Origin of the sequence: Arthrobacter alkaliphilus, from assembly GCF_021483235.1 — a bacterium.
In the GTDB taxonomy this organism is placed as follows: Bacteria; Actinomycetota; Actinomycetes; order Actinomycetales; family Micrococcaceae; genus Arthrobacter; species Arthrobacter alkaliphilus.
On the sequence record NZ_JAKEEC010000045.1, the window covers coordinates 1 to 11,753 of the forward strand.

The window sequence follows — 11,753 nt, forward strand, 5'->3', positions numbered from 1 at the left end:
CGGCGCCGTCTTGCCCGGTTGCGCCTGCAGGTTCCATCATCGTCTCCTGCGTTCCAATGGCGGGCCATACGGGGAGGTCTTCCTCTAAAGCCCCTTGCGTTCCATCGACCGTAGGTCTACAGTGTAGTCAGGACAAAAATTCTACGTCTGATGTCTACAGTGTAGTGCGTCGGAGATCACTTGCACAGCCTTTGTGGAATGCCGATTAGCGGTTTCCTGCACCACATGGCCAGTGCCGCATCTCCGGCACGAACGATACCGGCTAGCACGCCCCCGTGCCGGACCGGACCGCAACCCCGGACACACGGGCCGGCGGCCGCAACAACCTTACTGAAAGAGTCATCATGGCCGTTTCCAACTTTGGCCGTTTCCTCGACGAAGCCACCATCCCTAATCTTGACCCGACGCGCCGCCTCGGGCAGGAGCAGCTCTTCGGCCTATACCTGAGCTGGTGCCGTCTTCACGATAACGTCCCAGCGTCCGAAACCGACTTCCGCGCCGCCATGAAACAGCATCGAATCCGCTCTTCGGACTCGGGCTTCTGGATGACCGGCCCCGCCGCGACGGATTACATACTCAGCACCTACCCCGTCCTGCCCTGACCACAAGGCCTACGGTTCTGCAACCAGACCGTCCTTACTGTTGGCGTCCAACCACGCCTTCAAAAGCGGGGCCGGGAGCGGTTGGGCGTAGTAATACCCTTGGGCTAGGTCACAGCCCATGGCAATGAGCGCCTCGGCCTGTTCGGGGGTTTCCACACCCTCTGCTACGGCACGGATTCCCACCGCATGGGCAAGATCAATGCAGCTCGCCACGATAGCCGCGTCTCCGGCCTCCAACCCCAGGCCCGCGATAAATGACCGATCGATTTTCAACTCATCGACGGGAAATTTCTTCAAATAAGTGAGGCTCGAATAACCGGTCCCGAAGTCGTCAACTGCCAGGCCTACCCCGAGGTCCTTCAAGTCCGTGAGGGATGAAAGCGCCGCCTCGGGGTCGGTCATCAGGGCTGTTTCGGTAATTTCCAGGAGCAATCGCGCGGGGTCCATTTGCCTCGCTTGGAGCGCCCTTTCAACCATGCGGACCAACTCCGGGTCGTTGAGCTGCCGTGCCGACAGGTTCACGGCATATTGCAGCTCCCCGGTGGCGGGATCCTGTTTCCGCCATCGCTCGGCCTGCCTCAGTGTCTCGTCCAGCACCCACGCTCCCAAGGGACGCACCAGGCCGGAATCCTCAGCTATGCCAATGAATTCCGACGGCGCAAGGAGCCCACGGGTGGGGTGCTGCCATCTGACCAATGATTCCACCCCGTCCACCGCCCCTGAACGCAGGTGAACGCGCGGCTGGTAATACACGCGCAAAGCTCCGTCACTGATTCCGTTTCGAAGTTCACCGACGGTGCGGAGCCGGTCCGCCGTCGGATCGGCTTCGGTGGGCCGGTGCAGCTCCCATTGGTTGCCGCCCGATGCTTTCGCCCTGTACAGCGCAATGTCGGCGCGTCGGACCAGTTCTTCGATGGTTTCGGCCTCCTCGGCGACCACGGCCACGCCGATACTGGCCGAGATAACCACCTCGAGGCCCCCAAGGAGTACGGGCGTCCTGAGGGTCTCCAGCAGCCCGGCAGCTTGGGCTGTCGCCGCCTGAGTGCTTTGGAAAGAGTCCACAACAATGAATTCGTCCCCGGAAAGCCGGGCAATAGTACTTGTCCCGAGGGCGGCTGATTTGATGCGTCCCGCAACCGCAACCAACAGTTCGTCCCCTGCGGCGTGGCCCAGGCTGTCGTTAACGGCTTTGAAGTGGTCGAGGTCGATATAAAGCGCAGCCAGAGAGCGCCCGCGTCCGTCGTGGGCTGCGAGGAGTTGGTCCAGCTTTGCCTCAAGTCCGGCCCTGTTCAGCAACCCCGTGAGCCGGTCATGGAGGGCCAACCGGTGGAGTTCCTTCTCAGCGCTGGCCCGGCGGGACTCGGATACCTCCGCGGCCCGGAGTGCGGATACCAGCTCCTTTTCATAGAGGCGGCGTTCATGCGCACTGAAAATGATGATGCCCACGCTTCCGCGTTGCTCCCCCGAAGCCGGAAACCGTGCAGCTGACAGCAATGCCGCTCTTCGCTTCCGATCGGCACCGATGATTTCCACCGCCAGTTCGGAAACGGCCCCGGCAATGTTCAGTTGGGGAATGCAGTGGGTGGAGTAGAGGATCTGGTCCCCCACAGGCATGAGGTCCTGAACCCGCAGGCCCCGCAGATCCGGGCGGCTGTAACCGGACCAGCTCAGGAAGGTGTCGTTGACGGCCTCGATGCGACCGGCGTCGTCCGCGATCAAATATCCGCACGGTGCCTGCTGGAACCACGCCTGGAAGTCGGGCAGGCCGGGCCCGGCACTAGATGTCACGTGCGGTCGTCGAGGTGGCGCCGAATCGCGGCGGCGGTGTCCGCGGGCGAACTGATGTGGGGACAATGGCCAGTCGCCTGCAAATGAACCAGAGTACTTCGCGTCAGGTTGTCGTTCAGGTACTTTCCAACCTCGGGAGGCGCGAGCAGATCATCAGTGCACTGCAGGATCAGGCTCCTGGTGCGCACCCTTTTAAGTTCCTGCCGAGTGTCGGAGAAGAAGGTGACCCTGGCAAAGTGCTGGGCGACGGACGGGTTGGTCCTACAGAAACTGTCCCGGAGCGAGTCTGAAAGCCCCGGATCCTGTGGATTGCCCATCACCATCGGAGCCAGGCTCGCCGCCCAAACAAAGTAGTTACTATCCAGGGAAGCCAGCAGCCCCTCAATATCTTCACGCGAAAAACCGCCCACGTAACCCTCGGCAGGATCGTCTGTATACCGTGGCGAGGGGGCGATCATGATCAAATCCGAGAACGGGCCTGGGTCCTGTCCGGCCGCGATCACAGCGATCATGGCACTGACGCTATGCGCCATAACCGTCACGTTCTCCAGCCCAAGAGCATCACATATCTCCAGAAGGTCGGCAGCGTAGCCGTCCAAGGAGCCATATTTCTCACGGTTGTATGCGTCAACGTCGGAGTTCCCGGCTCCCACATGGTCGAACAGGACCAGCTTGTAGTCCTGGGCGAAATACGGGAGCAACGGCCGCCACACATCCTGGTCGCAGCCAAAACCATGCGCAAACAACATCACCGGACCGTCAGGCCGTCCTGCCACAGTGACGTTGTTCCGACGGATCACTGTCGAAACGCCCGCTGGTGTTGTCTCTATTGCCTGCTCACCACCCGGACATAAATCGAATCGATTGCCCAGATACTATCGGCGGTCAGTGAAATTGCCAATGACTCCGGAGGCCGGGCCGCGGAACGGATTCTGCGCTCAGTTTTGTTCGAGCAAGTCGGCGTAGTGTGCGGCGGCGACGTTGGGATGCGCGCGGAGCCGGTATCGAAGGGCATTGTCGCCGTATGTGTCGAGGATAGGGCTGTTGGTGGGATCGACGGAGAGGCCACGGGCAGCATCCTGAAACTCCGGCTTGAGGGCTATTTGCGGCATCCGTGCGTCAAGTGAGGGGTTATAGAAGAACGGGATGGAAATCCTGTCGGTTCCACGCAGCGGGGAGATGACCCGGTGCAGGGTCGCTTTCAGGTAGCCGTTGGTGGCCAGCTCAAGCATCTCGCCGATATTGACCACAAAAGTTCCGGGGACCTGGGGTGCGTCGATCCACTGCCCGTCGTGTTCTACCTGCAGGCCGCCTTTTCCGGGCTCGACCAACAGCAGCGTCAACACGCCGCCGTCGCGATGTGCACCGACGCCTTGCTTGGGTTCGGGATCGGACTCGCCCGGGTACCGGACGATCTTCAGGACCGGAAACGCCTTTGTGGCGAATGCCTCGTCAAAGCTTTCCTCAGGCGCCCCGAGTGACAGAGCGAGGGAGCGAAGGAGGGCCAGTGAAATTTCGCTCAATTGCTCCATCCACTGCGTCACGATGTCCTGCATTTCCGGCAGTTGTTGCGGCCACTGGTTTGGACCCTCGAGGCGCCAGTAGTCCGCGCCGTCGGCGCGTGGGTCCCGGGCCTCCCTCTCGACGGCGAAGTCCAGCTGTTCCCGCCAGTCAATCGCACCCGCGGTCAGTTCACCGCCAACACGCGTGTACCCGCGGAACTGCGGGCTGTGCACGTTTTCGACCGCCAGCTTCTGTTCCTCGGGAAGCGCAAAAAACCTGCGGGACACATCGAGCAGCGAGTCAGTGAGTTCCTGGGGGATGCCATGGCCAGAGAGGTAAATGAAACCAACCTCGTGCATGGCACGGCGCAGATCCTCCCGGAATTGCGCCGCTTCCTCCGCCCCGGCATTCAAGCGGGAAAAATCCAGTATTGGCAGCGTTTCGAGCGGCACTTTATAGTCCTTTTTGCTTCACTTGACAACTTCGAGACGATATCTGCTCCAATGTTACGGAGCATAGGCCGCCGCCGGGTAGCGAGTGTTGCGAAATAAGACGCCACCCGCCCGGGGAGCCCTCCAGCACTGCATGGGGGGCGCACTCCGGTTTGCGCAAGTCCTTTGGGTATGGTTAGCCTAACCTCATCACTCGCACCCCGTTCATGCCTTTCTTGGAGCACGCCCATGCGCCCTTCCGACTCTCCCCGCGCCCTGCGCCGCCGCGTCCGAATCACCCTGGCCGCGCTAACGGCGGGTGCCCTGATCGCCGCAGGGGCCATCGCCGCCGTCGCGATCCCCCAGAGCGCCCCGAGCACAGCCCAGCAGGAGCAGGGGATGACCCCCGGCGCCCCGCTGGCTGAGCCCGCCGTCGCCGATGCCGGCCCCGACGGGACGGACATCAACCTCGACGCCGACAAAGTCCGCTTCACCGTCTCAGGGAAGGAGGTCTGGGGCCAGGCATACAACGGCGCGCTCCTCGCCCCGACCCTCCGCCTCCAGCCCGGACGCGGAGCCTCGATCACGCTCCACAACAGGCTCCACGTCGCAACCAATCTTCATTTCCACGGCCTGCACACGTCGCCCGAGGGCAGCTCCGACAACCCGTTCGTCTGCATCCCGCCCGGGGCGTCCTACACGTACCGGCTCCGCCTCCCCGCGGACCACCAGCAAGGCACGTTCTGGTACCACAGCCACGCCATGGAGACCAGCTGCCCCGCGACCGGCGTGACGAACAGCGGCCACAGCCACTCCATGCCATCGGCGTCCTCCATGCCCGGCGACGTCGAGAACCAGATCTTCGCCGGCCTCTCCGGTGCGCTGGTGGTCGGAGACAGCCGGACCTCCCTCCCTGCCGGGCTCAGGGACGTCCCCGAGCACACGATCGAGCTCAGGGACGCCCAGATCGACACGAGTGGGAAGATCGTTCAGAGCACCGCCAAGACCTCGATTGATTCGAACGCCGACACCGTCCGGCTCGTCGACGGTCAGCTCCGCCCAACCCTGTCCATGCGCCCGGGCGAGACCCAGCTGTGGCGCCTCGCCAACGTCGGCGCGGACATCTTCTACCGCCTCCAGCTCGACGGCTACCGCTTCACGGTCCTGGCCGAGGACGGCAACGAATACCCGGCCGCAACCGACGCGTCCGAGCTGCTCCTTCCACCGGGCAAACGCTACGACGTCCTCGTCACCGCCGCGCCTACGGCCGGCACCACCGCGCTGCGCACGCTCGCCTACAGCAACGGCCCCCAGGGCGATCAATACCCGGACGCCGAACTCATGAAGGTCGCCATCGCCGGCACACCCTCGACGGCGACCGGCCCGCAGCTCGCGGCCGGAACCGCTCTGGGAGGTGCCCCCGGCGACCTCGCCGCCGGCCCCGTCGCCCAGCGCCGAACCGTTGTCCTGTCCGAAGACTCCAGCGGCACGTCCTTCTACGTCAACGGACGCCAGTTCTCCATGGACCACCCCACCTTCGACACCGCCGCGAAGCTAGGCACCGTCGAAGAATGGACCATTCAGAACACCGCCGGGGAAGACCACCCGTTCCACATGCACACCAACGCCTTCCAAGTCCTCAGCGTCAACGGAACAGCCCCCGCCGCCGCACACCGCCAGGACACCATCACGGTCCCCCACGCCGTCAACGGAGTCCCCGGCCAAGTGGTCATCCGCCAGGCCTTTACCGACTACCCGGGCCGCTGGATGTTCCACTGCCACATCGCCGCCCACGAGGACCACGGCATGATGGGCTACATCCAGGTCGTCCCGTAGCCCTCCGGGCTGCGTCCCGCCTAGAGCCCCAATATCGGATCCGCGAGCAAGCGAGCGAGTGTGCTCCGCCCGAGTGCGCTCATGGCGGGGTTGGAGCTCTCGTAGTACCAGACGAGCCCTATCGCTTGTTCAAAGGCCCAAGCGGCGCCCCGCCTCCATTCGAGGTCCCCGATCGCGAGCCTGTTACGGAGGGTGTCCCGTCTGCTGGAGTCAAGCATGTGCCACGCGGCAACGAGATCGAGCGCAGGGTCTGCGGGGCCAAAGCCACCCGTGTCGAGGATGCCTGTGAGGCGGCCGGACCCGACGATCACGTTTCCAGGGATGAGATCCTTGTGGGACATCACGTCGTCACCATCACGAGGCAACGACCTAAGTGATGACCAAGCCCGGCGGAGCCGCTCCACCGGCAGGAGTCCTTCGCTCTGTCGGAGGCAATGCGCAACCCACGCATCGTGCGCGCCCAGTTCTCCTCCGCGGCCCTCGCCCGAGAATGAGCGACCTTGAGTGTCTGCCTGGCGAAGGCCCGCGATGAGCGCGGCGAGCTCAAGAGCGAACGACGTCGACGACGCGACCGAGTCCGGGGTCGCAATTTTGCCCTCGATCCACGTCTGGACAGACCAAGGCAGCGGATAACCGGCACTTGGCTCACCTATCGCAACGGGCAACGGGGACGGAACAGTGCTCACTGCGGCGAACTCACGCATTGCGAGCTGCTCGGCATGTAGCAATGCGCGAACTTCGTCAGCGTCGCCCCCTTGCATCGGGAACCTGGCGGCGCAAGCCGTTCCTATCCTGTACAGGTAATTGACCGTTCCGGCACTCGCCACCGCGGTCACTTCCTTTTCCGAGACCGAAGGAAACAGCTCCTGCACCAACCGCACAGCTTCAGCCCGGTCCAGTCTCAGCTGACCCTCATGCATGGTCACGCACCATGAGCCTGCTCGAAACTAACACAGGCGGTCTGGGCTGACGCGTTGAAGGATCTCGTCGACGACTGCAGCCACGGGTGCGGTGGCATCGATGGCCGTACCCGCAGGCGTGTCCGCACCAGTGGCGTGTAGACGTTCGACCAGCGCCCGCTCGTCGTTCCTCCCCTGCCCTCCCCACTCGTCGCCGGGACGTTCCTCAAGTCGCCGCCGGAGCGTGGGAGCGTCGATTGTCAGCACGAACACCTCATCGAACAGCTCCAGAAAGCTCTCGAAGTTTCTGGAGCCGCCGCAGAAGAACGTCACCGGTTCGCTGTCGTCGGCCACGATGGCCTTGACCAGATCCACCCGCCAGATGTGGTGGGCGTGCACCGCGAGCCCCGTCACGCCGTCGACCGCCACGCCAGTTGCCGGGTCACCTTGATAGGCGAGCTCTCGATCCCCGTTGACGGCGTGGTACCCGCGGCGCCGAAGTTCGTTGCAGACGGAGGTCTTTCCGCTACCGGAGACACCTTCGACCAGATAGTTCTTCTTGCCCATGGTCGATTTTATCGAGCACCCGCCTTGGTGGTTGCGGCTGCGGGTGCGCCGGCCGGGAGGCCCGGCAGAACGCCGTCGGGCGTGTGGAACAGCCAGAGGGACAGGATCCGGTAGGCGTGCCAATCACCCTCCGGGACCCGCAGCGAGGCGGTCTGCTGATCGTTGCCGGCGGCTTGGACCCGAACGACGTCGAGTGCCACCGGCGCGGAGCCAGGCAGACTCAGCAGTGCGGTCTTTGCGTCGCCGAGGTGCCCGCCCGCCGTCCGGATGGACGCACCCCCGACTGAGAGGTCCAGCAGCGTCCCTTTTTCCCCGTTGATTTCGATTGCAGCGGTGACCGGGAAGCGGTGGGCGTTGCGTCGGGAGGTCGCGAACGCTTCGGCCCGGATCCTTCGCATTCCCAAGATAAGGAAAACGGCTGCAAGAAATAGCCACCCGCCCGCGGCAAGGATGGAAGCTGTTCCGGCGCGGGACGGTGTAAAGCCCATCGCCCCGGCCGCCGCGTAGCCAATGGCAGCCAGGTTGACGACCGTCAACACTGTCAGGATCCGGGGCGTGGCGCCTTTGGCCCGTGAGCCGGCACCACCTTTGGGTGTGACCTCGAAATTGAGACTCCGGCGCGTCATAAGCCACCACAGGCATGCCAGCCCGACGGGAATGCGGAAGATGCGCAGAGCGAAAGCTGTTGGCCAATGGACTTGCTTGCGCATCAATCGTTTCGCTCCCCACAGACGTGTCAGGAAAGTCAGTGTGAAGACGGCGGAGAAGGTCACGGGGTCGGCTGTCGTCGTGCTCGCCCCGGAGAACAGCAGAACCATCGGTACCAGGAATGCGACGACGGTGCCCACGCCTTCAAGCCACCACACAGTGCCGTTGAGGTACTCATGGTAATTGCGCCAGGAGAGCCACCGCTTCGCTGCCCAGAGCCGTTCGCGGGTGAGGATCTGCATGCAGCCCAGTCCCCATCGGCGGCGTTGGAGCAGATACTGTTCCGGTGTGGCCGGCGCCAGCCCCAGGGCCAGGGTCTGGTGGTGGTACACGGTTTTCCATCCCCTGCGGATGAGTTTGAGGGTGGTATGCATGTCTTCGGTGATGGTTTCGGTGGCAATGCCTCCGATCTCTTGCAGGGCGTGCCGGCGGAGCAGCGACGTGGACCCACACCAGAACGGCCCGGCCTCGGGGGTGTTCCGGGCTCGGAGCTGCACGTTGAAAAAGAGTCCCTGCTCGCCGGTGATCCCGTCGTCGTCGAAAGCCCCTGAATTGTAGAAAGCCTGCAGGCCCTGGACCAAGGCGATGTCCTTGTCCGCGAACCATCCCAAGGTCGCGGTCAGGAACGCCGGGAGCGGAACGTGGTCGCAGTCCAGGACGGCAATGATGTCGATGCCGGGCGCACCGCCGGCTTCCTCGTCCGCCATCAGCCCCAGGGCGTGGTTCAGGTTCCCCGCTTTCGCATGATCATGGAGGTCGCGCCTGACATACCGCGCCCCGTAAGCCTCGCACATCTCCCGGACCCATTCCCGGTCCCCGTCGTCAAGGACCCAGGTCTGATGAGCCGGTTCAAGCGCGCAGGCAGCCGCCACCGTCGGCACCAGCACTTCGGCGGGTTCATTGTAGGTCGGAATGAGGACGGCCACCGACAGGTCCTGTTGCCATCTGGGCAGCGGGTCAGGCGCGCGGCTGTCGATATTCCACAGTGTCACCACATTGACCACAGCGGCACCCAAAGGAAGTCCTTCGAACACAACCAGGGCCCATGCCGCGAACACATCGGGTCCCGTCGAGGGCATTGTGTAGGCGATCCGCCAGACTATGTACACCAGAAGCGCGGCCGCGGACGTGACGCCACCCACATGGGCCATCCGACGCCGGTGCGGCTGTTCAGCTTCCGGCGACCCGAGATGAGCAGCCCAGCCGGCTACGCCTTCCCGGGCCAAACTCCTCGCATCGAGACGCCGCCGGCGCCCCGGCCCGCTACTACCCCGCGGTGTCATGACTCGGTCCGTCCGGCGAGCGTCAGAGTACTGCGGAACACTGCGCCTCGGCCGCTCACGGCTGGACTCGTCGATCCCAGGTGCCACCGAGGGGACTAATTGGGGGCGGGCATCAGGAGCGAAATCGCCGACAAGAAGGTCCCGGGCCTGGTCGGGATTACTCAGCCTCACCGGACGCGGAAAGCTTCAATATCCGCCTCGTGGACTGTTGTGTCCTTAACTATGTGACCCACGGACAGCGTTCGAATTCCCATGGGATGAGCGTACCGGGCCTCAGCGTGGGATCAGGCAAACGTCGAGGAAACACTCAGCGGTGGTCTGGAACGGGACCGATCGACACATTTCTGTGCAAACGGTTCCAATATCCATTCAATGGATAGAATCTGCCCCATGGGGGGACACAAATAAAAAAGCTGGACCTTCCATTGGATTCGCACCCATAACAACGGAGGTCCCCAAACAGTGAGTTTCCCACGGCCACGCGCCCTAGTATTAGCCATCCTTGCGACCTTGATCGCCGCTCTGTTCAGCCCCGTCGCAGCCATCCCGGCAACAGCGGCAACCACCGCCTCGATCAGCGGAACCGTCACCGTCCCGGCTGGCCAGGACGTGACCAAAGTTATGGTCAGGCTCTCGGCTTGCGACACTACGCGGACATACTGCACTTCTCCATCGACCAGCCCGGCGGCAAACGGGTCCTATTCGTTTGGTTCCCTGCCTGCAGGCACCTACAACGTGTACTTCAACGGGAACAACGCCGTGAACGTGCAGCCCCAGAGGCAGAGCGGTTCCCTAACTGATGGCCAAGCCACGACAGCCAACGCGAACCTGGTCCTCGGGGCGATCCTCACCGGGAGGGCAATCGTTCCGGCGGGGGTCGATCCGAGCCTGATCCCTGCGAATGCCATCAGCCCCCGCGAGTACCGAACCACCAAACTCAAGGCCGACGGCACTTTCCAACTCATCGGCCTGATTCCGGGGCAGACACAGGTAAGTTTCAACGCCACCGGCAACGTGCCGACCACGTACTACCCCGGTGCCCCCTCCAAAGCAACAGCCCAGAAGGTCACGGTGGTGGCTGGGCAGACCGCTCAGCTCAACGACGTCACTTTGCCGGTCGGCGCTTACATCAGCGGCACCGTCACCCCGCCTCAAGGCGTTAGCTGGGGCTACACCTACACGGGCGTCTCCGCACTCTATGCCGGAACGCTGGACCAGTTCAACAGCGGCGGGATCGACGAAGTGTCATCTTCAACGGCACCCGACGGCACCTACACCATCGGTCCGCTCTGGCCTGGCGATCACATTCTTCAGTTCTACGGGAGCGGATACGTGTCCCCGAATTACACAAACCCCATCTATTTCGCAACGCAATGGTCCGGCGGCGCCACGAGCCCCGGCAACGCCACAAAGGTAACAGTAAACGCAGGACAAACCGTCCCCGGTATCAACGCATCAATGGCCCTAGGCGGGACAGTCTCGGGTAAGATCGTCCCTTCTTCCGCGTCCCTCGCCAACAACGGCAACACCGTTTACACAACTGTCGACGTGTGGGATGCCAACGGTTACAAAGTGGCAGCAACGGGTTCTCCCGCCGGCAGCCCTTACTCTGCCAGTGGGCTCGGCGCGGGGTCCTACCGGGTCGCCTTCAACCGCTCGAGCGGCTACTCCGCCGACGAGGCCCAGTTCTACCAAGGTCTTCACGAATCCGCCGGGCTGGCCTCCGGAACGACAGTCCCCGTCACGGCAGGCCAGACGACCACCTTGGCCGATGCCCAACTCGTCCAGGGCGGCGTGTTCATTGGTCAGGTCCTGGACCAAAACGGCGCACCGTTGAAGGGAGTTCAAGTCGACGCGTCCGCACCCGACGGATCCCTGGTGACTCGTTCCACGACCACCGATGCGAACGGGCTTTTCAACATCGCAGGTCTCACGACGGCGTCGTACAAATTGGAAGTGAATGCTGACGGGAACGTTCCGGCGGTTGGTGTGTTGTATTCGGGTAGCACGGCCGACTCGTCAAAGGCGACCACAATCGCCGCAACAGTCGGTTCCACGATCAATGTCGGCACCCTGTCCTACGCACCGGCTGCCCCTGCCGGCATTCCGGGTGGTTCGACGCCGATCACTCCGTCC

General features: G+C 63.4%; 9 protein-coding genes. 3 read left to right on the plus strand and 6 right to left on the minus strand.

Going from position 1 to position 11,753, the window contains the following annotated elements; translation table 11 throughout:
• The first annotated feature begins 344 nt into the window (after positions 1–344).
• Positions 345–602, plus strand: coding sequence for a hypothetical protein (locus L0B83_RS19310; RefSeq protein WP_234760195.1), 258 nt, complete (start codon positions 345–347; stop codon positions 600–602).
• Between the two features lie 9 nt (positions 603–611).
• Here L0B83_RS19310 and L0B83_RS19315 read toward each other — a convergent pair whose 3' ends face one another.
• The 3 genes from L0B83_RS19315 to L0B83_RS19325 form a co-directional block, all read right to left on the minus strand.
• Positions 612–2,390, minus strand: a complete 1,779-nt coding sequence (locus L0B83_RS19315) for a GGDEF and EAL domain-containing protein (RefSeq protein WP_234760196.1) — start codon at positions 2,388–2,390, stop codon at positions 612–614.
• Positions 2,387–3,139: an alpha/beta fold hydrolase gene (locus L0B83_RS19320; protein WP_234760197.1), complete on the minus strand. Its 753-nt coding sequence runs from the start codon at positions 3,137–3,139 to the stop codon at positions 2,387–2,389. Before L0B83_RS19320 ends, L0B83_RS19315 begins: the two co-directional genes overlap by 4 nt.
• A 189-nt stretch (positions 3,140–3,328) precedes the next feature.
• Positions 3,329–4,345: an isopenicillin N synthase family dioxygenase gene (locus L0B83_RS19325; protein WP_234760198.1), complete on the minus strand. Its 1,017-nt coding sequence runs from the start codon at positions 4,343–4,345 to the stop codon at positions 3,329–3,331.
• A gap of 228 nt (positions 4,346–4,573) precedes the next feature.
• Between L0B83_RS19325 and L0B83_RS19330 the strand changes: the two genes are divergently transcribed.
• Positions 4,574–6,160, plus strand: a complete 1,587-nt coding sequence (locus tag L0B83_RS19330) for a multicopper oxidase family protein (protein WP_234760199.1) — start codon at positions 4,574–4,576, stop codon at positions 6,158–6,160.
• 20 nt (positions 6,161–6,180) lie between these two features.
• Here the strand turns inward: L0B83_RS19330 and L0B83_RS19335 are convergent, their stop codons facing one another.
• Genes L0B83_RS19335 through L0B83_RS19345 form a run of 3 tightly spaced genes read right to left on the minus strand, consistent with a single transcriptional unit; the run spans position 6,181 to position 9,476 of the window.
• Positions 6,181–7,080 (minus strand): aminoglycoside phosphotransferase family protein, encoded by a 900-nt coding sequence (locus L0B83_RS19335; RefSeq protein ID WP_234760200.1) that lies wholly within the window; start codon positions 7,078–7,080, stop codon positions 6,181–6,183.
• 27 nt (positions 7,081–7,107) lie between these two features.
• Positions 7,108–7,626, minus strand: coding sequence for an ATP-binding protein (locus tag L0B83_RS19340; protein WP_234760201.1), 519 nt, complete (start codon positions 7,624–7,626; stop codon positions 7,108–7,110).
• Between the two features lie 8 nt (positions 7,627–7,634).
• Positions 7,635–9,476, minus strand: a complete 1,842-nt coding sequence (locus L0B83_RS19345) for a glycosyltransferase family 2 protein (protein WP_234760202.1) — start codon at positions 9,474–9,476, stop codon at positions 7,635–7,637.
• 651 nt (positions 9,477–10,127) lie between these two features.
• Between L0B83_RS19345 and L0B83_RS19350 the strand changes: the two genes are divergently transcribed.
• The coding region (locus L0B83_RS19350) for a carboxypeptidase-like regulatory domain-containing protein (RefSeq protein ID WP_234760203.1) at positions 10,128–11,753 on the plus strand (1,626 nt) is incomplete at its 3' end.

Excerpts from the sequence above, each read along its gene's own strand:
- L0B83_RS19310 (WP_234760195.1), top strand. The coding sequence starts at position 345 with ATGGCCGTTTCCAACTTTGGCCGTTTCCTCGACGAAGCCACCATCCCT.
- L0B83_RS19320 (WP_234760197.1), bottom strand. The coding sequence starts at position 3,139 with ATGTTGTTTGCGCATGGTTTTGGCTGCGACCAGGATGTGTGGCGGCCG.
- L0B83_RS19330 (WP_234760199.1), top strand. The coding sequence starts at position 4,574 with ATGCGCCCTTCCGACTCTCCCCGCGCCCTGCGCCGCCGCGTCCGAATC.
- L0B83_RS19335 (WP_234760200.1), bottom strand. The coding sequence starts at position 7,080 with ATGCATGAGGGTCAGCTGAGACTGGACCGGGCTGAAGCTGTGCGGTTG.
- L0B83_RS19340 (WP_234760201.1), bottom strand. The coding sequence starts at position 7,626 with ATGGGCAAGAAGAACTATCTGGTCGAAGGTGTCTCCGGTAGCGGAAAG.